Source organism: Providencia sp. Je.9.19 (assembly GCF_051129765.1).
Classification (GTDB): Bacteria; Pseudomonadota; Gammaproteobacteria; order Enterobacterales; family Enterobacteriaceae; genus Providencia.
This window is the reverse complement of record NZ_JBCPSS010000005.1, coordinates 22,215-48,068: the sequence shown is the minus strand read 5'-3', so window position 1 is coordinate 48,068 and position 25,854 is coordinate 22,215. Positions and strand designations below refer to the sequence as shown.

General features: G+C 40.6%; 17 protein-coding genes. 5 read left to right on the top strand and 12 right to left on the bottom strand.

The features are described 5' to 3' along the window. Positions 1-7 precede the first annotated feature (7 nt). The 3 genes from AAZR93_RS16510 to AAZR93_RS16500 form a co-directional block, all read right to left on the bottom strand. Positions 8-5,086, bottom strand: a complete 5,079-nt coding sequence (locus AAZR93_RS16510; RefSeq protein ID WP_434720445.1) for a hypothetical protein — start codon at positions 5,084-5,086, stop codon at positions 8-10. 230 nt (positions 5,087-5,316) lie between these two features. Further along, complete coding sequence (gene glpK, locus AAZR93_RS16505; protein WP_434720444.1) at positions 5,317-6,843, bottom strand: glycerol kinase GlpK; 1,527 nt, start codon at positions 6,841-6,843, stop codon at positions 5,317-5,319. A 24-nt stretch (positions 6,844-6,867) separates the two neighbouring features. Beyond that, complete coding sequence (locus AAZR93_RS16500) at positions 6,868-7,710, bottom strand: MIP/aquaporin family protein (protein WP_294105164.1); 843 nt, start codon at positions 7,708-7,710, stop codon at positions 6,868-6,870. Between the two features lie 315 nt (positions 7,711-8,025). Between AAZR93_RS16500 and zapB the strand changes: the two genes are divergently transcribed. Beyond that, on the top strand, positions 8,026-8,265 hold the full coding sequence (gene zapB / locus AAZR93_RS16495) for a cell division protein ZapB (protein WP_294105166.1): 240 nt from the start codon (positions 8,026-8,028) through the stop codon (positions 8,263-8,265). 185 nt (positions 8,266-8,450) lie between these two features. Here the strand turns inward: zapB and rraA are convergent, their stop codons facing one another. From rraA to priA, 7 genes are all read right to left on the bottom strand, one after another. Then, the gene (gene rraA, locus AAZR93_RS16490) at positions 8,451-8,975 is read right to left on the bottom strand and encodes a ribonuclease E activity regulator RraA (RefSeq protein ID WP_294105169.1); all 525 of its coding nucleotides are present in this window, start codon (positions 8,973-8,975) and stop codon (positions 8,451-8,453) included. A gap of 145 nt (positions 8,976-9,120) precedes the next feature. Further along, on the bottom strand, positions 9,121-10,044 hold the full coding sequence (locus AAZR93_RS16485) for a 1,4-dihydroxy-2-naphthoate polyprenyltransferase (RefSeq protein WP_294105170.1): 924 nt from the start codon (positions 10,042-10,044) through the stop codon (positions 9,121-9,123). Between the two features lie 252 nt (positions 10,045-10,296). Next, complete coding sequence (gene hslU / locus AAZR93_RS16480) at positions 10,297-11,631, bottom strand: HslU--HslV peptidase ATPase subunit (protein ID WP_294105171.1); 1,335 nt, start codon at positions 11,629-11,631, stop codon at positions 10,297-10,299. An 11-nt stretch (positions 11,632-11,642) separates the two neighbouring features. Beyond that, positions 11,643-12,173, bottom strand: a complete 531-nt coding sequence (hslV, locus tag AAZR93_RS16475; protein WP_294105173.1) for an ATP-dependent protease subunit HslV — start codon at positions 12,171-12,173, stop codon at positions 11,643-11,645. Between the two features lie 166 nt (positions 12,174-12,339). Continuing rightward, positions 12,340-13,164, bottom strand: a complete 825-nt coding sequence (ftsN, locus tag AAZR93_RS16470; RefSeq protein ID WP_434720443.1) for a cell division protein FtsN — start codon at positions 13,162-13,164, stop codon at positions 12,340-12,342. A 74-nt stretch (positions 13,165-13,238) separates the two neighbouring features. After that, a complete protein-coding gene (gene cytR, locus AAZR93_RS16465; RefSeq protein WP_294105176.1) occupies positions 13,239-14,267 on the bottom strand; it encodes a DNA-binding transcriptional regulator CytR in 1,029 nt (342 codons plus the stop codon). A gap of 333 nt (positions 14,268-14,600) precedes the next feature. Then, positions 14,601-16,799 carry a primosomal protein N' gene (priA, locus tag AAZR93_RS16460; protein WP_434720442.1) on the bottom strand — a complete coding sequence of 733 codons (2,199 nt, stop codon included), beginning with the start codon at positions 16,797-16,799 and terminating at the stop codon, positions 14,601-14,603. 237 nt (positions 16,800-17,036) lie between these two features. On the opposite strand from priA, the gene rpmE reads away from it, so the two are divergent. Continuing rightward, positions 17,037-17,252: a 50S ribosomal protein L31 gene (gene rpmE / locus AAZR93_RS16455; protein WP_068438214.1), complete on the top strand. Its 216-nt coding sequence runs from the start codon at positions 17,037-17,039 to the stop codon at positions 17,250-17,252. A 206-nt stretch (positions 17,253-17,458) separates the two neighbouring features. Here the strand turns inward: rpmE and AAZR93_RS16450 are convergent, their stop codons facing one another. Both AAZR93_RS16450 and metJ read right to left on the bottom strand, forming a co-directional pair. Then, positions 17,459-18,214, bottom strand: coding sequence for a hypothetical protein (locus AAZR93_RS16450; protein ID WP_434720441.1), 756 nt, complete (start codon positions 18,212-18,214; stop codon positions 17,459-17,461). Positions 18,215-18,446: 232 nt separating this feature from the next. Further along, the gene (gene metJ, locus AAZR93_RS16445; protein WP_294105183.1) at positions 18,447-18,764 is read right to left on the bottom strand and encodes a met regulon transcriptional regulator MetJ; all 318 of its coding nucleotides are present in this window, start codon (positions 18,762-18,764) and stop codon (positions 18,447-18,449) included. A 317-nt stretch (positions 18,765-19,081) separates the two neighbouring features. Here metJ and metB point away from each other — a divergent pair, with 317 nt between their 5' ends. The 3 genes from metB (at position 19,082) to ppc (ending at position 25,807) form a co-directional block, all read left to right on the top strand. Further along, positions 19,082-20,242: a cystathionine gamma-synthase gene (metB, locus tag AAZR93_RS16440; protein WP_294105185.1), complete on the top strand. Its 1,161-nt coding sequence runs from the start codon at positions 19,082-19,084 to the stop codon at positions 20,240-20,242. A 13-nt stretch (positions 20,243-20,255) separates the two neighbouring features. Next, positions 20,256-22,697 (top strand): bifunctional aspartate kinase/homoserine dehydrogenase II, encoded by a 2,442-nt coding sequence (locus tag AAZR93_RS16435; protein WP_294105186.1) that lies wholly within the window; start codon positions 20,256-20,258, stop codon positions 22,695-22,697. A 470-nt stretch (positions 22,698-23,167) separates the two neighbouring features. Beyond that, complete coding sequence (gene ppc, locus AAZR93_RS16430) at positions 23,168-25,807, top strand: phosphoenolpyruvate carboxylase (protein ID WP_434720440.1); 2,640 nt, start codon at positions 23,168-23,170, stop codon at positions 25,805-25,807. Positions 25,808-25,854 lie beyond the last annotated feature (47 nt).

Genomic DNA, 25,854 nt, shown 5'->3' with positions numbered 1-25,854 from the left:
ATGACTTTTATACTATTAGAAGTGGAGAAGAGACCGCTGATGACACTATTGGCATATACGCTTTATTGCCCATTATCGTTTGACTATCGGTTTTATCCATTGTGCTAAATAACTCCGGCTGATTTTCAATTTTGTTGAAAACGACGGGATGGTTATAGTCTAAGAATTCCATGTTTTCACTGATTATTGACGTATAATTTTGAGAGAGTGTGATGGAGAATGGTTCAACTCTATCTTGTAAGTGCCCATCAATATAAATCTTTATTTTATTTATTTTTAGTGCAGGTGTACTGTCGATAGTACCAATAATGGATAGCTTATTGCCTTTTCGTGTGATCTGCCATTGTTCTAAAGGGTTCTGTTCTTGTTGTTTTCCTTGTTTATCTTTCACTGTAAGAGTGACCCAATAATTACAGATATTTTCAGGTAATTGTAATGCTGTGATATCAACAGTTTGATTAATGTGTACATCCGAAAGTAATGGAACATTTGATTCAGTATAGTAATCCTGAGGTACTATATTATTGTTTTCCAGTAATTTCGTATGATTGATTGGTGAAAATATCTGAGTAGTTCGGACTTGGGTAGATTCACCTAACGGGTCGTGTAATGAAAAATATTGTTGATGTCGTTGCCCATTTTCAATCCAAGCAGCACAGATTGCACTATTTTCAGTGAGCCGGTGTAGGTTTATTTTTCCTGTTTTCAAATCAATTAAATCAGGGGCGGTAGCAGACCAAAATAACTGACTGCCACTCCAATACTTATCGAGAACTAATTGTTCTAGAGGCGAATTGTTCTTCCATTTGCTAAAGAGGCGGTTTGCTAGGGAATTTGAATTCTTATAAGTATAAATTGATTCACCAATTTGTTTATTTTTACCAATTTTGGCAATTTCGATTTTTACGAGTTCTCCTTTATCTGGAATATTTAAATTAATCGTTTCTATATATGGGATCGCTTGCAAACTTTCTGTCAGTAAACCTTGCTTTGTGGCGTATGTGACGGTCAAGGCATAGGGTGTATGGTGATGATATGGGCGACCTTCGCCTGTTTTCAGGTTGTGATATTCAGCAGGTAGGTTGCCAATTGTGCGTAATGGCTTGATTGTACTGTAAGGGTGAGGTTGATTATCAGGAGTTGTTATAATCAATGCTTGTATCCAATAAACAGGGACATCTCGTTGATGAGCGAGCTCATAATGCCGTGTATTAGGATAAATGCTAGAAAAATTATCATGAGTAAGGGTAACCCACTTTTGTTTTTTTTCTGACCAGTTTTGATAATAACCTTCTCCAGCAAAATTATTATCTTCAATATCGTGATCGATAATGTTGTTAGGCTGCCAACGTAGTTTTTTTCTTAAAAATTGTTGAATGCGCTGAGTAAAAAAATCAGAGTGTGGAGTAAAGGCATTAAAATGGTCATATCCTTGATTCTGTAAGAAAGGATATAAAGCTGGCATGACCTCCTTGCTTTCTTTACTGTGCAGCTCAGTATATCGATAGGTAATATAGGATTGAGTTTGCTGATCATAGCCAATATTTTGGCCATTTGTTTTACCATCAAATGGATAAAAAGCTTTAGGGTCAGTGGTATGGTATAAACCAAACCCGTGTCCGTACAACTCATGCCACATTACATCTGAACGGGCAATACCAGCACCTTGATTCTCCCAAGCTAGGCCAAGTAAGTTAATGGTATTTGTCGGAGTCAGTGCATAGTAATTAAAGTCACTATCAAGGCCATTGACACTGATGCTCTTATGGCTTCGGTGAAAACCCCAAGAGATCTGTTCAGTACTATTATTATAAAATCCATTAACTCTATCATAGGCTGGCATGAACAGGGCTGAATGATGAGTGATAGCAGGGTCAAGTGGCATTGTTTGCGAAATTGTTGGGTAACTATACAGCGTGAATTTAGTTGTTGGTAATTTTGCTGCGGCTTCTATGCCCCAACTGAGTGGGGAATAGGCGTAAACACCGTGACCTTGCTGGTAAAGGCTATGGTGAGTAATACGAGAAGTCATTTCATTACTGACACTAATTTTAGGAGCAAAAAAACCATTCCTATCAGTATAAGGCATAGTTATTGGTGTATCACCAGCTATTAGTTGAATGCGAATATCGGGTTGTACCCAGTGACCTTTCAATGGTGCAGTATAACTATGTTTATGAACCTCTTTACTTTCCACTGAGGGTATATTTGGTATGGAAGGTAATTTCTGTGGCAGTTTGTCTGGACCTGTTAAGCGAATTCGGCCAAGTTCCATATCATTTTTGTCAATTACAATAGCGGTTAAATTAGGTGCGCTTGCAGAGGATTGGCTAGTAATGTCTACCTTTAATAAGGCCCATCGGTTAGCGGTTAGTACAAAATAAGGTGTATCAGGGCTTTGTAAATGAGTTTGAGCAAGTTGAATTGTTTGAATTTTCATATCATCAGGAACACTGTAATTTCGCTTTGCTGGTTCATGATAAATTGGATCTGGAATGGTAAATACTCGTTTACCGGGGTAGCTTACAATTGGCGGGCTGTCAGATTGAATGTGAATTGACATTGGCGCAGACTCTTGACCATTTTCTGTTATCGCAACAAAGTCGAATTGGTCAGAGCCAGAAAATGGCTCATCACTTTTGGGTTGATATTGCCACTCTCCTGTTCGGTTATTGAGTGTAACAATACCAAATTTCGGCGCTTCGAGTAGCCGATATTCAATAATATCCTTATGCGATGGTAACTTATCGGTGACAGCGCCTACGGTGAGCTTATTTGTCTCTGATTCTGTATTATTTGCTATGACAAATGGCAGGGTTTGATGCTGAATGCCAAAATTAAGATCTTCGATAGTCCTATTTAGGGGATCAGTAATGTATAATTTTTGCTCTTCCTCTTTCTTTCCATGATTATAACTCACTACTAATGAACTACTTTGTGCATGTGACTGTAGATAATTTTGTAAGCGTTCGACAAATTGCTCAGGGAGTGTTTCACGTAGGTGAGGTGTTCTAAATTCTGTTTTGATAAATTGTACTTGTTCTGCTTCTTGGCCTTTTAATACCAGTGAAAAATGAGTAATTTCATTTAAGTTTTCAGGTTTTAGATGAATAATATGTTTGGTATATCCATGTTCTTTTATTGATTTGAACTTATGTTTTTTATAATATTCTGATTTTATTTGTACATAATTTATTACTTTGTTTTTTTTGAGTTGCAGTTGAAGTATAGATAAATTATCTCCTTGAATCGTGATGTTATTATCTTTAAATTTAGCTGAAATATGCGTGTTGAATAAAGGCTCAATTTCTTGATTAACTTTATTTTCTATTTCACTGACTAATGATTGCCATGAATTGTGAGGCGAAAGTCTAATATCATTTAATGTAAATGGTTCCGAATGGCTATCTATTTTTAGAGATAATGAAAAATATTCGGCTTGAGTTACCATGTCTTCAGTTAAATGGAGAGAGCTAATTGCAGGTGAGGGTAATGAAATAACTTTCTGATAGCTAACCTCAGAAATAGAAGGCTCAGTAATAATAGGAATGCGCTCTTTTTGATACGGTACTTCTGTTAAATGGTGGTGAAGTGCTTGGCTGGATAGTTGCTCTGTATTACCGTTAATATCCCACATAAGTTGGAATTTGGGAATGTCTCCGTTATTGGTAATGATTATTTGAATAGGGTATTTTTTATTAGCCTCAAGATTATCTAACTTGAGAGTATTTAATTGTTGGTTTTTATCAATAGATGCGTCTTGATGATTAACTTTATATGACTGTAGTAAACCGGGGCTGTATTTTTCTAATGCAAGTGTTAGGAAACCATCACGTGGTGCAGTTATAGTCCCATCATAAACCCATTGAGTAGGTGTTTTACGTGGAGATAATAAAAGGTGAGCGTTATTTTGTAATGAGTTTGCAGGAATAACCGTTTTAAAAACAGGTGTTGTTGTGTTAGTCAGTGGGTCTAATTCATTAACTGTTAAGTGTAATCCATGTTTACTGTGAGCGGCAGTTGGGCTAGTGACTTGTTCTTGCTCATATTGCGTTGGTTGAATTTCTTGGATAAGTTCCTGTATAGCTTCGCTAGATGATATATCGTCATTATGATGAATCAAAACACCTCCACCCGTGAGCGCCATATAATGACGCGCGAGCTTAACTTGTTTGTCATTTGCATTTGAAGGTAGGATGACAATTTCATAGTGTCGATGCCACTGTCCGCTAGGTAGCAATGGGTCAGCCATTTGATTAGCGGCTCTAGAGTCACCTTCTAGCCAATCATGTGGTGAATTAAAGCTGTCGACAAAAAGTCCATGTTTAGATTTGAATTGAAATCCTGAAAGCTCGTCAATACTGACAGCACTGAGTAGATGAATTTTTTGGTTTCCACCGGGTATACGCTGTTTATCTGCTAACCAACTGAGTAGGTGAAAAGCGGTATTACCTGTTTCTGATTTTGTTGGGTCCTCTTTAATTAAAGCGTTTATGAGTGTGGAGTTATGACGGAGTACGGCGATACGACCCCTTCCTTTTTTGTAGTAACCAAGCTGCAAGTTATTCTGTTTCACTTCATTAGTAATGATTTCTTGTATCTTGGTATTATGTGAATGCCGAGTAGGAGGGTGAATTAAGTTCTCAGGAATATACTCATAACCATTCTCCGTATCCCAATAAAAGCGAAATTGAGGTACTGAGCCATCGGTAATTGTTGTAAATTTAATGGGATACTGTTCACCGGCATTAAGATTATTAAAATAGAGGCCATTAGTGATTTCCTCTGTGCTTAATTTTATTTTTTTATGATTGATCTCAATAGATAAATCACTGCTGTGTTTATCAACCATAAAGGAATACTTTCCATTCTTCGGAATGGTAATTATTCCTTCATATACCCATTTACTTTGTGTTGTCCTTGTTTTTAATAATGCGGCATTATCGGTTAAGTTAGAAACAGCGATGACTTGTCTAATAACGGGAGTCTTTTGGTCAAGGCTTGTCATATCATAAACTTGAACCTGTAAACCAAATTTTTGTTCTTTATTCCATTGAACAGATGAGGGGGAGCTTGGGTTATCCATAACCTATTTCTCTTTGTGTTTATTAATATGAGTGACATGAGATAGAACTGTATGGATATTTTAATTACTTATAATGAAACGTCTAATTTATTATTATACTAATAGCTATGATTACATTTATTAAATAATTAGTTGTAAGGTAATTTACTAGGAGAAACAATTAATCCTATCGTGAATAATAAAAGGCCATATAAATTATATGACCTTAGAGTGATTAGCTTAAAATATATTTAAGCGCGATCTTCCCATTCTTGCGCTCGAGCAACGGCTTTTTTCCAACCTTCATACTTCACATTGCGCTCTATAGTTTCAATGCCTGGCTTAAATTCACGCTCAATAGTTGCCTTGCTTTGCAGCTCATCTAAGCTGCTCCAAAAACCAACAGCTAAACCTGCAAGATAAGCTGCGCCTAAGGCCGTACTTTCGCGGACTTCAGGACGTTCTACCGTTGTACCTAAAATATCAGCTTGGAATTGCATTAAGAAGTTATTAGCAACTGCACCACCATCAACACGCAATGCTTTTAATCGTTCACCTGCATCTGCTTGCATGGCATCTAGCACATCGCGAGTTTGATAAGCGATAGATTCAAGAGTGGCACGAATAATATGATTGCGGTTAGCCCCACGACTTAATCCGAAAATTGCGCCACGGGCATATGGGTCCCAATAAGGTGCACCTAAACCTGTGAATGCAGGTACGACATAAACACCATTACTATCTTTTACTTTAGTTGCAAAATATTCAGAGTCGGTGGCTTCATCGATAAGTTTGAGCTCATCACGCAACCATTGAATTGATGCACCGCCCACGAATACAGCACCTTCAAGGGCATAATTTACTTCGCCTCGAGGACCGCAAGCTATTGTGGTGAGAAGGCCATGATTAGAGCGTACAGCGGTTTCTCCTGTGTTCATCAGTAAGAAACAGCCAGTACCATAGGTATTTTTAGCCATCCCTGGTTTCACACAGAGCTGACCATACAATGCGGCTTGTTGGTCACCAGCAATACCTGATATTGGGATACGTGTGCCGCCTTTACCTCCGATATTTGTTTGTCCATAAACTTCAGATGATGGACGAACTTCTGGCAACATAGCGCGTGGAATATTCAGTGCTTTTAAGATCTTGTCATCCCATTCCAAATTGCGGATATTGAATAACATAGTACGAGATGCGTTAGTGAAATCGGTAACGTGAACACGTCCTTGCGTCATTTTCCAGACTAACCAAGTGTCAACTGTACCAAACAGTAGTTCGCCTTTCTCTGCACGCTCTCTTGCGCCTTCTACGTTGTCGAGAATCCACTTAATTTTGGTGCCAGAGAAATAAGGGTCAACAACCAATCCTGTATTTTGGCGAATATACTCTTCTAAATCTTTATCATTTTGTTTTAAATGAGTACAAAAATCAGCGGTACGACGGCATTGCCATACAATGGCATTATAAACAGGTTTACCTGTTTCTTTTTCCCATACGATGGTGGTTTCACGTTGGTTGGTGATACCGATACTTGCGACTTCATCAGTACGAATATCTGCTTTAGCAAGCACTTCAACGAGTGTTGAGCTTTGTGATGCCCAAATTTCCATTGGGTCATGTTCGACCCAGCCTGGCTTAGGATAAATTTGAGTAAACTCACGTTGAGAGATACTAATAATATTTGCGTCGTGATCAAGCACTACAGCTCGTGAACTGGTTGTACCTTGATCAAGAGCGACAATATATTTTTTAACGATATTAGTTTCTGTTGTCATAATTTAAACCTGTTCCCGTAATAATTATACGTTTTTAGTTAATGGCTTTTTTTCTTCAATCTCTGATTCACAAACCATGCAAGGTAAGTGACGGCCAATTAATTTGCGGTATCCAAATGCGCCTAACAGTCCACCAACAATTGGAGCGGTCAGCGGTATCAGGAAGTAAGGAATTTCTCGTCCACCAGTTAGTGCAATATCACCCCATCCTGCAAGGTAAGCGACAACTTTAGGACCAAAGTCACGAGCAGGGTTAAGTGCGAATCCGGTTAGTGGGCCAAATGAACCGCCAATAACAGCGATTAAAATACCAATTAATAAAGGTGCTAATGGGCCACGAGGAACACCATTACCATCATCGGTCAGACCTAAAATCAGACAAACTAAAATAGCAGCAATGACAACCTCAATGAAGAATGCGTGGAGCTCACTAATTTGTGCTGCTGGATAGGTTGAGAATACCCCTGCTGTAAATAAGCTTTCTTGTGTACCACGAATAATATGGTGTACCTGATCATAATCAAAGAACACAGGTGAGTACATCGCATAAACCAGTGCTGCGGCGCAGAAACCACCTAGCATTTGTGCAATAATGTAAGGAATAACCTTGCGTTTATCAAAGCAGGCAAATAGCCATAAAGCAAGTGTGACAGCCGGATTTAAGTGAGCCCCGGAAGTCGCGGCGGTAAGGTAAACGGCTAGGGCAACTCCAAAGCCCCAAATAACACTAATTTCCCAGAGGCCGAGCTGCGCCCCTGCAATTCTAACTGCGGCAACGCAGCCTAATCCGAAAAATACTAGCAGTGCAGTACCTAAGAATTCCGAAATGCACTGACCTGTGAGGGTAGTCGTGGTCATTTGGCTCATATGTTCTATCCTACGAAAATTGAAAATGAAATTAAAATTATTGTAATGTTTTTCTGAGTTAAGATTTTCTAATTGAAAACCCATACTGTAAATTTATCGTTAATGAACATAAACGAGAAATATCGAAATTGAAAAATGTGTGTTACATCACTAAAGCGAAAGAAAACAACCATAAATAGTGATGTAATCGACCTTTGCAATGTGATCCGACCAGTGTTTTTAAATCACTAATCTATAGAATCAGACGTAAGGAACTGGACACAGGGGATCATGCTACTTACAATCTGTTAAAAGCTTATATGGGAGATTAAAAATATGTCATTTGAAGTATTTGAAAAACTAGAGTCAAAAGTTCAACAAGCGATCGACACCATCACACTATTGCAGATGGAAATCGATGAATTGAAAAGTAAAAATGGTTCATTGAACCAAGAATTAGAGAATGCAAAATCAGGTACTGAGTTACTGGTGCGTGAAAATGAGCAGTACAAACAAGAACAACAAGTGTGGCAAGAACGCCTGCGCACTTTGTTAGGTAAGATGGAAGAAGTTTAATTTACTCGTCATACTTTGATTTACAGGAGTGTTGGCTGCGTTCAGCAACCTGAGTTACAGACTTTTGTCTGTTCCGCTCGCTATCTTTGTTTACCGGCTGCTTGTATTTTGAATTGTAAAAATAAGGGCAGATAGTGAATTCTATCTGCCCTTATTTATTGAATTTATTGAGGAGACTATGCGTATTATGCGTTGATAGGATCTTCGAATTCGTCAATTTCACTGTTGGGAGCAGTAAGTGGCTCTTCGGATAAAATCATACCGGTGTTATCTGCGTACAGATAATCGCCAGAGAAGAAAGTCACACTACCAAAATTGACACGAATATCACTTTCGCCGACGCCTTCGTCAGGGCAGCCAGCAGGGACAGCAGCAACAGCTTGGATACCAAGGTCTAGTTCCATCAATGCATCGACTTGACGCACTGCACCGTAGACGACAATACCTTCCCAGTTATTATTAAACGCTAGTTCTGCAAGTTCAGCATCAATCAGTGCCTTACGGACTGATCCGCCACCATCAACCAGTAATATGCGACCATTACCGTCTTCTTCCAGCAAATCATACAGAATGCCATTATCTTCAAAGCATTTAACTGTAATAATTTGACCGCCAAATGAAGTACGTCCACCAAAGTTGGAAAAAAGAGGTTCTACCACGTTAACGCTTTCTTGGTAGATGTCGCAGAGTTCGGAAGTATCATATTTCATAGGATTCAGATCTTTTTTTGCTGCAAGAGAAATTAAGTATATCCCTTTTTAATAGTGATTGGCAAAGTTCCCCACCCTAAACAGGTGGGAAAGTCAAAAAAACAGCAAATAATTGTACAACTTGCTCACGACTATCTGTGAATCACTATTTACTCATTACAACGCCAATAGAAAAAAGCACGTTAGTCAATAATGCCGCTTTGACCATATTGACCAACATTGGACGCATACCTTCAGGCGTTGGGTCCATCAGGACTCGGCGTATATGATTCATCAGCATCGGGACGGCAAGTAAAAACAGCCAGCCACTCCAACCTTGTAAATATAATAAATTGAAGAAGGCTAAGCACAGAATGGCCGCAAGGATGATGATGGTATGATAAATTCTTGCGCCTTGAGGACCCAAGCGAACCGCTAATGTGTTCTTTCCTGCTTTGATATCATTTTCGATATCGCGCATATTATTAATATTCAAAACAGCGACAGAAAGTAGTCCACAAGCAGTAGCGGGTAAAATAGTAATCACATTGAAGCTATTAGCTTGCAGATAAAAAGTGCCGATAACACTCAGCCAGCCAAAGAAAACCAAGACTGAGATGTCTCCAAGACCTAGATAACCATAAGGTTTTTTACCAACGGTATAGGTAATTGCTGCCAGGATAGCGATGAGACCGAGCGTTAAAAAGCCAATAGCATCTTCAGGTTTTTCACAAGCGACAAAAATCAATAATAAGCCAGAGATACAAGCGGCAATAATATTAATTTTTAGCGCTTTTTTCATATCTGCTTGGGTAATTACCCCTTTTTGCATACCCCGTAGAGGACCGATGCGTTCGGCCGTATCGGAACCTTTAATGGCATCCCCATAATCGTTTGCAAGGTTAGATAAAATTTGAAGCAAACCAGCAGTAATAATCGATAGAAGGGCGACTGGCCATTTGAAGTTGCCAGTTAAATAGGTCAGTGCAGAGCCAGTAATGATAGCAATAACCCCGAGAGGAAGGGTCTTGGGACGCAAGCTTTCTAGCCAGGCCTGTTTACGGCTAATAGGAATTGGTGATGAGCTCATTTAATCATTTCACAGGTTTATGCCCTTTATCGTTCAAGTTACAGCTTTGTTGGCTGCGTTAATTTGCAGTCTAGCGATAACTTAAATTATTCAGGGTAATGTTCTTAATAATTTTAATAACCCATCATCTGAGAAATACATCGGTGTTTTTCGTGTGATGGATTGAATATAGAGTGTTAAAAGTGCAGCAATTATTGCTGCACTTTATATGACGTCTATTAAGGATACATGAAAACCGGATAATTAATAAGATTATAAAATAAATCTACTCAGATCTTCGTCTGCAACTAATTCGTCTAAGTGTTGTTTCACATAGTTAGCGTCAATTTGAATTGACTGGCCACTACTTTCACTTGCATCGAAAGAGATATCTTCCATTAAACGTTCTAACACAGTGTGAAGACGGCGAGCACCAATGTTTTCAGTGGATTCATTTACTTGCCATGCGGATTCTGCAATTTTACGAATTCCATCTTCAGTGAACTCAATATTCACACCTTCAGTAGCCATCAGCGCTTTATATTGCTCGGTCAAAGAAGCGCTCGGTTCAGTTAGAATGCGAACAAAGTCTTCAGTCGTGAGTGCTTGTAGCTCAACACGAATCGGTAAACGACCTTGTAATTCAGGGATCAAATCTGATGGGCTAGAAACTTGGAAAGCGCCAGACGCAATAAACAGGATATGGTCAGTTTTTACCATGCCATGTTTCGTTGAAACTGTGCAGCCTTCAATTAATGGTAGTAAGTCACGTTGTACGCCTTCACGAGACACATCAGGTCCTGAGCTTTGACCACCACGTTTACAGATTTTATCGAATTCATCGATAAACACGATACCATTTTGCTCAACCGCTTCGATGGCTTGCTCTTTTAGCTCTTCTGGATTGACTAATTTCGCTGCTTCTTCTTCAATCAGTAATTTGAAGGCTTCTTTGATTTTCATCTTGCGTGGTTTTTGTTTTTGCCCTGCAAGATTTTGGAACATTGATTGAAGTTGGTTGGTCATCTCTTCCATGCCTGGAGGCGCCATGATTTCAACACCCATTGGGCTTGCTGAAACTTCGATTTCAATTTCTTTGTCGTCTAACTGACCTTCACGTAATTTTTTACGGAAAGTTTGGCGAGTTGGTGATTGCTCATCAACAGACTCAGATTGTCCCCAGTTATTTTTTGCAGGCGGGATCAGTACATCAAGAATGCGCTCTTCTGCCATTTCTTCAGCACGGTAGCGATTTTTTTCGATAGATTGATGACGTACCATTTTTATCGCGGAATCGGTCAAATCACGAATGATAGAATCAACTTCTTTACCGACATAGCCTACTTCAGTAAATTTAGTGGCTTCAACTTTGATGAACGGTGCATTGGCAAGTTTTGCAAGGCGACGTGCAATTTCTGTTTTACCTACACCAGTAGGACCAATCATCAAAATATTTTTTGGTGTCACTTCATGGCGTAATGCTTCATTCAACTGCATACGGCGCCAGCGGTTACGTAGCGCGATAGCAACAGAACGTTTGGCCTTGTTTTGACCAATAATATAATTGTCGAGTTCGCTGACAATTTCGCGTGGAGTCATTTCGGACATGCTAGCAATCCTTATGATTTTGAAGTGATTTCTTCAAAGTTGACATTATGGTTGGTGTAAATACAGATATCACCCGCAATGGCGAGTGCTTTTTCAGCGATTTCTTTGGCACTTAAATCTGTATTTTCTAATAGTGCACGAGCTGCGGATTGTGCATATGGACCACCCGAGCCTATGGCAATTAAGTCATTCTCTGGCTGAACGACATCCCCATTACCTGTGATGATGAGCGATGTATGTTCATCAGCAACAGCGAGTAGCGCTTCAAGTTTGCGTAACATACGGTCTGTACGCCAATCTTTGGCTAATTCAACGGCTGCTTTTGTTAAATGCCCTTGATGCAATTCGAGTTTACGTTCGAATAGCTCAAAAAGCGTAAATGCGTCTGCGGTGCCGCCGGCAAATCCTGCAATAACTTTATCATTATACAAGCGACGGACTTTGCGGACATTGCCTTTCATGACGGTATTACCCATCGTCGCCTGTCCATCACCACCAATAACGACCTGGCCATTACGGCGAACACTTACGATTGTTGTCATGAGTTAGCCCCTGATTTTATGACAAAAGAGTACGGTTGGTTTTGATTTTCAAGAGAGAGATTTCAAGTGATAGTTGTTGATTAACTATCACTTGAAATTTATTGAGAACAAAAACACCCACACATGAGTACGTTAGATCATTAGATGGGGTGGGGGAGGAAGTTTTTCAACCCCCTGACGCGCGAAGAATACAACCAGAAACACCGACACCGGCTGCACGGTCACGCATTTTTTCTGCGGTTGACTTAGAATACGGGCCCAGTACGATACGATGCCAACCGCCACCAGCGGCTACACGGCTTTCAATACCTGCAAAAGCGAGTGTCGCCCGAACAGACTCAGCCTGATCAGCGGTGCGGAATGAACCACATTGCACCATCATATTTTGCATATTATTAATTGGTTTTGGTTCTGATTTTTTTTCAGGTTCAGCTTGCGAAATAGGGGCAACGGGTCGTGTTTCTGGTTTTGGTTCACTCGGAATCAGGGGTTTTCTTTGAACGGGTGGTTCAATAGGCTTAGTCGGCTCATTGATAATGACCTGAGAACGCGGTACAGGCTTGCCATTAAATGGAACCTCTTGCAGATTAGTGACCGGCTGACGTCTATCTGAATCTATCTGCTCAAGCAATTGGCGCTGTTCTGGTGTTAAATCAGATTGGCGAATGATATTGCCCGCACCACTTGTATTAGGCTGTTCTATATTAGGTGAATCAACGCCACGACGCTCTAATTCTTTAATATAGCGCCAGCGTTCTTCTGGTTTTGGTGGTAGCGTGCTACCTGCTGGTGGCGGAGTCACAGCACTGTTAGTTTGTGGTGCGTCTTTTTTATTGTGGGTGATATAAAATAAACCGCCGACAAATAGCCCGACAATAGCAACAGCAACAACCAACGTGGTGATTGGCAGTCCTTGTGCTTTTTTCGATTTACCTTTGCTTTTTTTGCGGGCAGATGTTCGGCCTCGCGCTACATAATCTTTTTGTGCCACGCTATTAATTCGCTAGTTTATCAATCGTTAGTCGTCATTTAGATTCACATGTTACTTAACCTGAACGATTTTGCCTAGCTTTTAGGCGCTTTTGTACTCTCTCTGATGATTAAATCAGAATCTAGGAGGCGTGAACCTGCGATTACAGCGTTTCCTTTTATCTGTTCAAGCAGTAATTGCATTGCTTGAAGACCAATTTCAGTACGTGGCTGATTAATGGTTGTGAGTGCAGGCAATGTATATTTAGCTTGATCTAAATTATCGAAACCTACAAAGGAGAGGTCATCTGGCAAGGTTAAACCCATTTTTTTTGCTTGCCACATTGCCCCTATCGCCATGATGTCACTATGACAAAAAATAGCCGTTGGTGGTTGAGGAAGTGAGAGTAACGTTTTCACCGCTTCAGCGCCACCTTCGTGGGTGAAATCAGCTCTGAGAATATAATTCTCTCTCAGTCTTTCACCTGTCCGTAGCATGGCTTTTTTATAACCTTCTAGACGATATTGACTCAGCGGCATATTTTCTGGCCCAGCAATACAGGCAATGAGTTTATGACCTTGTTTTTGAAGGTAATGAGTGGCATTAAATGCCGCTGTTAAATTATCAATATGTACAGTTGGAAGTTTTAGCTCAGGCGCAAACTCATTGGCCATAATGATAGGGGGTAGATTTTTTTGTTCTTCAGTTGATACATCAAATGGCAAATTAGAGCCTAACAATATCATGCCATCGATTTGCTTAGTGATAATCAAGTTGATGAAAGCATTTTCTTGTTTTTGTTGATGTTTGCAATCACCAATTAAGACAAAGTAACCTTCTTGTGCCGCAAGCTCTTCAATCCCACAGATCACATCGCTAAAGAAAGGATCGCGAATATTGGGGACGATCACGAGAATTGTTTTGGATTCATTGCGTTTGAAGCTTCGGGTCAGATTATGTGGATAATAACCAACATCAATAACAGCTTGCTCAACTTTTTGACGCGTTTGCAGAGAAACTTTTTCAGGGTTCATTAATGTTCTGGATACTGTTGCTGTTGATACACCCGCTGCACTTGCAACATCTTTCATCGTTGCTGTGTTATTGTGTGTTTGATTTTCCACAACGCCTTCCTTAGGGTTATTTAATCGATTGCTTTTATGAATGGCGCGAACACGTCATTATTTCTGATTAGAGGTCATTCTAATCGGTTTCACAACAATATCTGTTACCTAGTTTACATAAATTTTGTGACTTACGTCATTTTTTAGAGCTGCTTCGCAAATTTTGAAAATAATTGACGCGAAAAAACTTAAGGTAAATTTATGTGGGGTGAAATTTAATCAATTTAGCAAATTTAAAAAATAACTAAATACGTTAATTTATCAATAATACCCGCTCAATATGTCGATACCACTTAAGTACTTTATACATTACTGATATTAAATACATTATGATTAACCATCAGTTGGGTCCACATCAATATTCCATTTTACTTTACGACTTTCAGGCTGTTTGAGTAATTCAGGTAAAAGCTGAGCCATAAATTGTTGAAGGTATCCGCGTGATGGGTGCTGTAATAATAGCTGCCAACGAAAACGTCCCCCTCGTTTGGCTTGAATCGAAGGCGTAGGACCTAAAATCCATAGTCGCGAGTCACTTTGTGGATGCTGAGAAATATATTGCCTAACATTTTGTAAAAAGTTACGTGAATCCTGATTATTATGATCTTCTGAACGGATTAATATATGACTGGTATAAGGTGGCAACATCGCAATGCGGCGCTCTTCCATGGCTTCATGCGTAAACGCGTTATAGCCATTTTCAAGTAAAGTCAGCAATAATGGGTGCTCAGGGTGATGAGTTTGTAGAAAAACTTCACCTTGTTTGCCTGCTCGTCCAGCACGACCTGAAACTTGCACATATAATTGAGCAAACCGTTCCGCAGCTCTGAAGTCACTGGAAAAGAGTGCACCATCAACATCTAATAATGCAACTAATGTCACATCGGGAAAGTGGTGGCCTTTAGCAAGCATCTGGGTGCCAATTAAAATTCGAGCGCCACCTGCATGGACTTCATTTAAATGCTGCTCGAGCTCACCTTTACGGCTGGTGGTGTCACGGTCGATACGGGTTACTGGCGTATCAGGGAACAGCTCTGAAATACCCTCTTCAAGTTGCTCTGTTCCCATACCCACAGGCACAAGGTGCGTGGAACCGCACTCTGGACACTGTCGAGGAACAGGTCGTTGGCTATCGCAATGGTGGCAACGCAACTGATGAAAGTTTTGATGGAGCGTATAATAGTGATCGCAACGCTGACATTCGGCTATCCATCCACATTCGTGACAAATCAAGGCGGGAGAATAACCTCGTCGATTTAAAAATAAAATAACTTGGTTATTATTCGCTAAATGCGCTTTGATGTGCTGAATTAGCAGATGTGATAGACCGTGTTTAAGGGGTTGTCCTTTTAAATCAATTAAATGTTGTGTTGCAGGGCGTGCATTTCCGGCTCGGATAGTTAAGTCTAATTGGCGATATTTGTTTTGTTGCACATTACATAAGGTTTCTAAAGAGGGTGTTGCTGTGCCCATAATAATGGGGATATTGTCTTTTTTGGCACGAAAAACAGCCAGATCTCGTGCATGGTAGCGCCAGCCATCTTGTTGTTTATAAGAGCTATCGTGCTCTTCATCGATAATAATAATGCCCAAATCAGCAAATGGTGTGAACAATGCAGAACGCGTTCCGATAATAATGGCATTTGTTCCTTGCTTAGCCCGTAGCCAAACGGCTAAACGTTCACTGTCATTTAGCGCCGAGTGTAAGACATCAACTGGTGCATTAAAGCGTTCACGAAAACGGCTAATGGTTTGTGGCGTTAATCCAATTTCAGGCACAAGGACAAGGGCTTGTTTGCCCTGAGCTAACACATTTTCTAATACGCTCAGATAAATTTCTGTTTTACCTGACCCCGTAATACCCGCTAATAGCCAAGGGGAAAATTCATTATCTTGTGAACGAATTGCTCCCACGGCGGTAGCTTGTTCACTATTCAAACGAAGTCGTTCACCGCAAACCGCAAATTGCGGTTGCCATCTTTCTGTGACTGGCTGTACGGGATGAAGTTCGACATACTCTTTTTTCTTTAATGCCGGCAAGGCACTGTCACTGATATCGAGTTCGCTAATTTGGTGGCGATACACAGGGTGACGACGCAATATGGCGAGTGCTTGCTGTTGTTTGGGCGATCGTTTGAGCTCATTGAGATCAACGGATAGACCCTGCGGGGTAACTTGCCATTGCCAAATCGGTGTGAATTCGGCCGCTTTACCTTGGCGTAAGAGTGTTGGTAATGCGTGAAAGAGCACTTCTCCAATAGGGTAATGATAATATTGGGAAGACCATAATAACAGTTGCCATAGGTCATCGGGAAACAGTGTTTGTGAATCGAGTGTAGAGTCGATGGTTTTTAATTGATCCTCAGAAAATTCACTTTTGTCATTGTGATTTACAACAATGCCCAGTGCTTGGCGTTTGCCAAAGGGCACCATTACGCGGCTTCCAATAACAGGAAGTGGCATATTATCGGGCAAGCGATAATCAAATGTGCGATTCAAAGGAACAGGTAAAGCCACCTGAACGACGATCATAACTGGATTTCCGTCTGTTTTTTATACGATGATATATCAATTAGTTGATTAGAATAACACAAAAAGTATTTGTTTTTCATTGCGCGGTAAACAGATTTTCTGTATGATCCGCCGCCTTTGGTATGATTTATTTGTTTAAGCATATTAAACTTACCAATACATTAAATTCAATCAACACGACGTGTGGTGTCCGGCGTTAGGGCTGGAATGGCGGCACGGCCTTAAAGAGGTTTTCCCATGAAAAAAGGTATTCACCCTAAATACGAAGAAATTACTGCAACTTGTTCTTGCGGTAACGTTATGAAAGTTAATTCAACAGCAGGTCACTCGCTGAACCTAGACGTTTGTGGTAACTGCCACCCGTTCTATACTGGTAAGCAACGTGATGTAGCTTCAGGTGGTCGTGTTGATCGCTTCAACCAGCGTTTCAGCATCCCAGGCGCTAAGAAGTAATTTAGCCTGTAAAAAAAGGGGAACTTGGTTTCCCTTTTTTGATGCATTGAACGGTATTGCGCGAACAACATATTGCACTTAGTAATAAATATGTTCCTCAATAAAGTTCAAATAATGCGGTTAAGAAAACCTGTTCAATTTAATGTTGAGCAGGTTTTTTTTATTTCAATTTGTTTAGATTTTGATACGGTAACCGATTATTTTAGTTAGCGTTTACGACAAGGGGCTGGTGCATAGCCGTTATCCGCAGGGAATGGGTTAGCTTCACAATCAGGTAACTCTTCACGGACTTCAAAGATTGCCACACCAATAACACCAATGTTGCGTTCATCACCTTGTACATTTTGATTCACATAAGACTCTTCTGGCGCTGCAAAACGGAAGGCGGCAACTTGATCGCTATTTTTGCGAAAGCCTTCAATAGTTAGTTCACTATTTGGGCGAACTAAGTAGCCACTATTTTGATAAGACCCTGCGCGGCCATTGAGTACATCAATACCATCTACTGTTGTAACCACTTCGTAAGTACGATTTTTATCTGCATTCGCAATAATCAGTTGATAACGTTGGCCTTCTTGAGCTGGCAGAATATATTGCCCTTGTTTATTACGATACATAGGCATTGTTCTTCCATTTTCATTTACGACTTTTACATTGACGGGCGATAACGAAACTTTGGATAACGTGCTGACATTGCTTGGTACTCGTTCACCGCGATAGTAAATGGCCGCAGTGTCATAAGGTTTATCAGTTAGGCGGCTTGCGGCAACGGTAACGACCGCCGAATCAACATCTTCACCCCATTTAGTGCCTAGTTTTTTTGCTGATGACGCGGGTTCTGATAATTCTTGGGCTACATCTTGATCTTGGATCTGACTATATCGAGGAGAGGATGCGCATCCTGCTGTTATCAGTAAAGCACCACCAAGTAAGCTTACAAAAGCCACATTGTATTTATTCATTGCATAATCCTTCATTGTTTTTGTTGCTAACAGAGGTTATCAACTGATGTCGCAGAGTGTAGATAAATACAAGCGATAAAACCTGAGGGGAATTCTGAAAGAGGAATAAATAGGAGTAATCTATACGTGGGTATTAAAGATTAATGCCACCTCTTTAATCGCGCAGTTTTAAGACTTTGCAAATAAAGGGATGGCACGAAATCAGTGGGATCAACCGAAATAACGAAGCTGATTAGTATTCCCAAGTATCTGGGTCAATACCGAGCTCACGCATGATATCTTTCGCCGCTTCTGGGATCTCATCACTACGCTCTTTGCGTAAATCTTCATCATTTGGCAGTGGTTGTCCGGTGAACGCATGCAAAAACGCCTCACACAGTAATTCACTGTTAGTGGCATGACGTAGATTATTAATCTGACGGCGAGTGCGCTCATCGGTTAAAATTTTCAGTACCTTTAAAGGGATTGATACTGTAATTTTTTTTACCTGCTCACTCTTTTTGCCATGTTCAGCATACGGACTGACATATTCACCGTTCCATTCAGCCATGAGTTACCTTGGATATATTCATTAATAATAAAAAATAATATGCGCATTACTTTTCAGATAAACTTGTTATAAGTCTCTAATCAGTACAAATTCAGCACATAAGCTAGAATTCACTTTACTCAGTTTAACACAATTTTATTTGTGAAATGAATGAGCTAGGTTTTTTTGTGTGATTGATAATCAATTTACACATAATAATTAGGGCTGATTATTTCATTAGTTGATATAAACGTAAAGAGGTTTAGACGTCTAGATATATTGACGTCCAAACATCTAGTGGGTATGATTTGAGCTATCGTCAATCAGGAGAAGCGTTTATGGCACACCAACCGTCGACTATCGCAATTCATAATGGATTAAATGAAGATCAGCAATTTGGCTGCGTTGTCCCGCCAATTTATTTATCCAGTACCTATAATTTTACTGATTTTAATGAACCGAGAGCTCATGATTACTCACGAAGAGGTAATCCGGGACGTGATATTGTACAAAAAACATTAGCGCAGCTGGAAGGTGGTAGTGGAGCGGTAATGACGAACAGTGGAATGTCTGCTATTCATCTTTTATGTACTGTCTTTTTACAGCCGGGGGATCTGCTTGTCGCGCCCCACGATTGCTATGGCGGTAGCTATCGTTTGTTTAATAGCCAAAGTCAAAAAGGTGCTTATCAAGTTCAATTTGTGGATCAGAGTAATGATGTTGAACTACAGGCTGCACTGGATAAAAAACCTAAATTAGTGCTCATCGAAACGCCAAGTAATCCATTATTGCGTATTTTTGATATACAACATATTGCACAGTTAGCGCATGAGGCTGGTGCGTTAGTGGTCGTGGATAACACCTTTCTTAGTCCGATTTTACAACAACCTATTGCGCTAGGGGCTGATTTTGTTGTGCATTCTTGTACAAAATATCTCAATGGTCATTCAGATATTATTGCAGGTGCAGTGATTGCAAAAGAAGAGAAATGGGCAATAGAATTAGCGTGGTGGGCTAATAATATTGGTGTAACGGGTGGCGCATTTGATAGTTACTTGTTGTTAAGAGGAATTCGTACCCTTTCTCCTCGTATTTTACAACAGCAACAAAATGCCCATGAAATCGTAAAATATCTTAAAGCTCAGCCTTTAGTGCGTAAATTGTATTATCCTGAATTAGAAGATCACGCAGGCCATGATATTGCGGTTAAACAGCAAAAAGGTTTTGGTGCAATGCTAAGTTTTGAATTTGATGGCGATGAACCACAATTGCGCCGTTTTCTTGGTGCATTAACCTTGTTCACATTGGCTGAATCATTAGGTGGTGTCGAAACATTGATATCGCATACGGCAACCATGACACATGCCGGCATGTCACCTGAAGCGCGCTTTGCCGCAGGTATTACTGATAGTTTACTGCGTATTTCTGTCGGCTTAGAAGATCCTCAGGATTTAATTGCAGATTTAAATCATGCATTTAAGGTTGCAGCACAACGTTAGCGGAGTTTTTTTGATGAGTGTACTAACAGCGGTTGAGGTGACACCTTGTCACCGGCAGTTACATAAATTTGGGGGAAGTAGTTTAGCTGATGCTAAGTGTTATCAGCGAGTTGCCGCTATTATGGCTAACTATAGTCAGCCCGGTGATTTAATGGTTGTCTCCGCTGCAGGAAGTACAACAAATCAGCTGATTAACTGGCTGAAATTAAGTCAAAGTGACCGCATATCGGCTCATCAGGTTCAACAATCGTTGCGTCGTTATCAACAAGATTTGATTAGTGAATTATTACCTGAGATAAAAGCGACCCAGCTGAATAAATTATTCATTGAAGATTTAGAACATTTAAGTGCCTTGCTCGATAAACCCATTAATGACGCATCCTATGCAGAGGTGGTTGGGCATGGTGAAATTTGGTCTGCACGCTTAATGTCAGCCGTGTTAGAACATCAAGATATAGCAAGCTCATGGTTGGATGCACGTACATTTTTACGTGCAGAGAGAGCTGCTCAACCTCAAGTTGATGAATTACAATCAAGACCCCTATTGCAGCAGCAATTAGTGCAATATCCTAATCATCGTATCGTCGTAACGGGCTTTATTTCACGTAACCAGAAAGGTGAAACGGTATTGCTTGGGCGTAACGGAAGTGATTACTCTGCAACTCAGGTGGGTGCTTTGGCTGATGTTGCTAAAGTCACTATTTGGAGTGATGTGGCAGGGGTTTACAGTGCAGATCCGCGAAAAGTTAAGGATGCGTGTCTATTACCGCTGTTACGCCTTGATGAAGCGAGCGAGCTAGCACGCCTTGCAGCGCCAGTGCTTCACACTCGCACGTTGCAACCTGTCTCTGTGAGTCAAATTGATTTACAACTTAGATGCAGCTATCAGCCAGAACAGGGCTCAACTAAGATTGAGCGTGTTTTAGCCTCAGGGGCTGGTGCTAAAATTGTGACTAGCCATGATGATGTCTGTTTAATTGAATTACGTATTGCAACTGGGCGCGATTTTAATCAAATTTGTAAGGACATCGACTTATTATTAAAACGTGTACAATTGCGTCCTCTTGCACGGGGTATTCACCATGATAGATCAATTCTGCAATTGTGCTATACCTCTGAAATTGTCGAAAGCGCCTTGAATGTACTCGAAGAAGCCGCATTACCGGGTACACTTTCTTTACGTGAAGGTTTTTCATTAGTGGCGTTAGTCGGTGCTGGTGTCTGTAAAAAACCGCTACATAGTCATCGTTTCTATGAAGAATTAAAAGGTCAGCCAGTTGAATTTATCTGGCACTCGGAAGAAGGTATTAGCTTAGTTGCCGTTTTGCGTACTAATCAGACTGAGCATCTTATTCAAGGAATGCATCAAAGCTTATTTCGTGCAGAAAAGCGTATTGGGTTAGTTTTGTTTGGTAAAGGAAATATTGGTGCTCGCTGGTTAGAACTCTTTACGACTGAGCAACACAATATTTCGGCTCGTAGTGATTTTGATTTTGTTTTAGCGGGTGTCGTTGATAGCCGTCGTAGTTTATTGAATTATCAAGGTATTGATCCAAGCCGAGCGCTCGCATTTTTTGATGATGAAGCCATTGAACATGAAGATGACAATCTTTTTTTATGGATGCGTGCACATCCTTACGACGATTTAATTGTATTAGATGTCACGGCAAGCAATGCGTTAGCTGATAGCTATGTTGATTTTGCAAGCTATGGTTTTCATGTTATTAGCGCAAATAAAATTGCTGGGGCGGCGCCTACTCAGCAGTATCGTCAAATTCGTGATGCCTTTACCAAAACATCGAGCCATTGGTTATACAATGCCACCGTTGGTGCTGGTCTACCTATAAACTATGCTGTGCGAGATCTAAAAGAAAGTGGTGACGCGATACTGTCCATTAGCGGTATTTTTTCAGGTACGCTTTCATGGTTATTTTTACAGTTTGATGGTTCGGTACCCTTTAGTGAACTCGTCGAACAAGCATGGCAGCAAGGGCTGACAGAACCAGATCCTCGTATTGATTTATCTGGGCAAGATGTCATGCGTAAACTGATTATTTTAGCGCGAGAAGCGGGTTATGATATTGAACCTGATGAAGTTCGTGTTGAATCATTAGTACCTACTCAAGCCGCCACGGGTTCGTTAGATGCTTTTTTTGAAAACAGCGCAGTGATTAACGAGCAGATGTTGCAACGCTTAGAAGCGGCTCAAGAAATGGGGCTGGTATTGCGTTATGTCGCTCGTTTTGATGCAGTCAAAGGTAAAGCTAAAGTTGGTGTGGAAGCGGTTAGACCTGAGCATCCATTAGCTTCTTTATTACCGGGCGATAATGTTTTTGCGATTGAAAGTCGTTGGTATCGTGATAATCCACTCGTTATTCGCGGACCAGGAGCAGGGCGTGACGTTACGGCAGGGGCTATTCAATCTGATCTAAACCGTCTTTCTCAATTGCTATAAATTAAATTTAACATATTTCAAGATGTCAGGTTGTAGCAAGTATTTGCCACTAACTTGCATCTTGAATTATTTTAGGCGTAATTTAATATTTATTCATTGCATCAGCATTAATATGCTGATTATATTTCTTAGTGAATTTTTCTTTTTTCCATTTTTTTATTCTGATGATTTAATTCTTAAGCCACATTCATGTCTTAAAAGTGCTGAATCGACAATATATTGCGCTGAAACAATACTTAGATAAGAAAAATTAATAAAAATAAGACTGTAATTAAATTTCATAAAAATCCCCCAAAATGTTTTTTTTCTGATATGAATATAGTGTTAAGGGTAAATTTAGCGGCATGCATCACAAAACTACAACTCCAGCACTGCCGGCTGAAATTTTGTTACAGGAAATTGGTTGCAGTTTGTTAGCCGTGACATAACTCGGTATCGCATTCTGCCAGAAGCACAAAGTCAGGAGTCCCATGAATCAGCAATATTCCGCAATGCGCAGTAATGTCAGTATGCTGGGTAAGCTACTCGGCGAAACAATTAAAGAAGCCTTAGGTGAGGATATACTCGATAAAGTCGAATCTATTCGTAAACTGTCTAAGTCATCTCGTGCAGGTAATGAAGCTCAACGAGAACAACTACTTATCACCTTGCAGAATCTCTCTAACGATGAATTATTACCAGTCGCAAGGGCATTTAATCAGTTTTTAAATTTGACTAACGTTGCTGAGCAATATCATAGCATTTCACCTCATGGTGAAGCAGCAAGTAACCCTGTGGCGCTAAAAAAACTGTTTAGTCGATTAAAAGATAAAAACTTTACTGATGCCGATATTCATAAAGCGGTTGAACAGCTGTCCATCGAATTAGTGCTGACGGCGCATCCAACTGAAATTGCACGTCGTACCTTGATCCATAAACTGGTTGAAGTAAATACTTGCTTAGCTCAGCTCGATCACGATGATATTGCCGATTATGAACGCAACAACATTATGCGACGTTTGCGCCAACTGGTGGCCCAGTCATGGCATACCGATGAAATTCGTAAAATTCGTCCAACCCCGATTGATGAAGCAAAATGGGGTTTTGCTGTGGTCGAAAATTCATTGTGGGAAGGCGTTCCTGCCTTTTTACGTGAATTCAATGAACAGCTAGAAGAATCCGTTGGCCGTGTTTTACCTGTAGAAGCTAACCCAATTCGTTTTACTTCGTGGATGGGCGGTGACCGTGATGGTAACCCAAACGTTACGGCAGATGTTACCCGCGAAGTTCTGTTATTAAGTCGCTGGAAAGCTGCTGATTTATTCTTGAAAGATATTCAAGTTTTGGTTTCTGAGCTATCGATGATAGAGGCCACACCAGAACTGCGTGCGTTAGCTGGCGGCGATGATGTCGATGAACCTTATCGTCAAATTGCCAAAAATTTGCGTAGTCAATTATTCTCAACATTGGAATATTTAGAACGTCGAGTCAAAGGCGAGCAAGTACTTCCACCGGTAGATTTACTGACGGATAACGCACAGTTATGGGACCCACTATATGCATGCTATCAATCATTGATTGCCTGCAATATGAAGATCATTGCTAATGGTCAATTGCTGGATACCTTACGTCGTATTCGTAGCTTTGGGTTACAGTTAGTCCGCATTGATGTACGCCAAGAAAGCACTCGTCACACCGATGCACTTTCAGAGTTGACACAATATTTGGAACTTGGCGATTACGCACAATGGTCAGAAGAGGAAAAACAACAATTCCTACTGGCTGAGCTACAGTCTCTTCGCCCATTAATACCGCAAGATTGGCAGCCAAGCCAAGAAACGCAAGAAGTATTCGATACCTGTCGTGTTATTGCAAAATCAAAAAATGACTCTGTCGCCGCTTATGTTATTTCAATGGCAAAAGTCCCGTCAGATGTATTAGCCGTAAAATTATTATTGAAAGAAAATGGCGCGTCAGTGAGATTACCGGTTGCGCCATTATTTGAAACACTGGATGACTTAAATAATGCTGAAAGTGTGATGAAAAAATTGCTGAGCATCGACTGGTATCGTGACTTAATTGACGATCGCCAAATGGTGATGATTGGTTATTCAGATTCTGCAAAAGATGCAGGCGTGATGGCCGCTTCTTGGGCGCAGTATCGTGCACAAGATGCATTGATTAAATTATGCGAAAAAGAAGGGGTTACATTAACCTTATTCCACGGACGTGGTGGCACCATTGGTCGTGGTGGTGCTCCTGCGCATTCAGCGTTACTATCTCAACCGCCAGGAAGCCTCAAAGGTGGTTTACGCGTGACTGAGCAGGGCGAGATGATCCGCTTTAAGTTTGGTCTACCGCAAGTTACCATCAGTAGTCTTGCTATGTATGCGAGTGCGATTTTAGAAGCGAATTTATTACCACCACCAGAGCCTAAGAATGAGTGGAAATCGGTGATGGATTCCTTGTCTGATGTATCTTGTGATATGTATCGTGACTATGTTCGTGAGCAACCTGATTTTGTTCCCTATTTCCGTTCTGCAACGCCTGAATTGGAACTCGCGAAATTACCATTGGGTTCGAGGCCCGCAAAACGTCGCCCAACCGGTGGTGTTGAAACGTTACGTGCTATTCCATGGATTTTTGCATGGACACAAAACCGTCTTATGTTACCTGCATGGCTAGGCGCAGGAGCTGCGTTGAAGCATGTTATTGAAAAAGAAGGCAAACAAGCGGTTCTGGATGAAATGTGGAAACAGTGGCCATTCTTTAATACCCGTATTGCAATGCTAGAAATGGTATACGCTAAAGCGGATTTATGGCTAGCGGAATATTATGATCACCGTTTGGTTGATGAGCGTTTGTGGCCTTTAGGATTGAAGTTGCGTAATCAGCTTTCTGAAGATATTAAAAGTGTGCTGGCGGTTTCTAAAGATGAAGCTTTGATGGCTGATTTACCTTGGATTGCCGAGTCTATTGCACTACGTAATGTCTATACTGATCCACTTAACGTATTACAAGCCGAGCTATTGCATCGTTCTCGTCAGCAAGAGCACGCCGATCCACGAGTTGAGCAAGCGCTTATGGTGACGATTGCTGGTGTTGCCGCAGGTATGCGTAATACAGGTTAGTTATTAATGAGATGACGAGTCTAAAAAAAGGCTGCCAATTGGCAGCC

Excerpts from the sequence above, each read along its gene's own strand:
- AAZR93_RS16510 (WP_434720445.1), bottom strand. The coding sequence starts at position 5,086 with ATGGATAACCCAAGCTCCCCCTCATCTGTTCAATGGAATAAAGAACAA.
- glpK (WP_434720444.1), bottom strand. The coding sequence starts at position 6,843 with ATGACAACAGAAACTAATATCGTTAAAAAATATATTGTCGCTCTTGAT.
- AAZR93_RS16500 (WP_294105164.1), bottom strand. The coding sequence starts at position 7,710 with ATGAGCCAAATGACCACGACTACCCTCACAGGTCAGTGCATTTCGGAA.
- zapB (WP_294105166.1), top strand. The coding sequence starts at position 8,026 with ATGTCATTTGAAGTATTTGAAAAACTAGAGTCAAAAGTTCAACAAGCG.
- rraA (WP_294105169.1), bottom strand. The coding sequence starts at position 8,975 with ATGAAATATGATACTTCCGAACTCTGCGACATCTACCAAGAAAGCGTT.
- AAZR93_RS16485 (WP_294105170.1), bottom strand. The coding sequence starts at position 10,044 with ATGAGCTCATCACCAATTCCTATTAGCCGTAAACAGGCCTGGCTAGAA.
- hslU (WP_294105171.1), bottom strand. The coding sequence starts at position 11,631 with ATGTCCGAAATGACTCCACGCGAAATTGTCAGCGAACTCGACAATTAT.
- hslV (WP_294105173.1), bottom strand. The coding sequence starts at position 12,173 with ATGACAACAATCGTAAGTGTTCGCCGTAATGGCCAGGTCGTTATTGGT.
- priA (WP_434720442.1), bottom strand. The coding sequence starts at position 16,799 with ATGATCGTCGTTCAGGTGGCTTTACCTGTTCCTTTGAATCGCACATTT.
- rpmE (WP_068438214.1), top strand. The coding sequence starts at position 17,037 with ATGAAAAAAGGTATTCACCCTAAATACGAAGAAATTACTGCAACTTGT.
- AAZR93_RS16450 (WP_434720441.1), bottom strand. The coding sequence starts at position 18,214 with ATGAATAAATACAATGTGGCTTTTGTAAGCTTACTTGGTGGTGCTTTA.
- metJ (WP_294105183.1), bottom strand. The coding sequence starts at position 18,764 with ATGGCTGAATGGAACGGTGAATATGTCAGTCCGTATGCTGAACATGGC.
- metB (WP_294105185.1), top strand. The coding sequence starts at position 19,082 with ATGGCACACCAACCGTCGACTATCGCAATTCATAATGGATTAAATGAA.
- AAZR93_RS16435 (WP_294105186.1), top strand. The coding sequence starts at position 20,256 with ATGAGTGTACTAACAGCGGTTGAGGTGACACCTTGTCACCGGCAGTTA.
- ppc (WP_434720440.1), top strand. The coding sequence starts at position 23,168 with ATGAATCAGCAATATTCCGCAATGCGCAGTAATGTCAGTATGCTGGGT.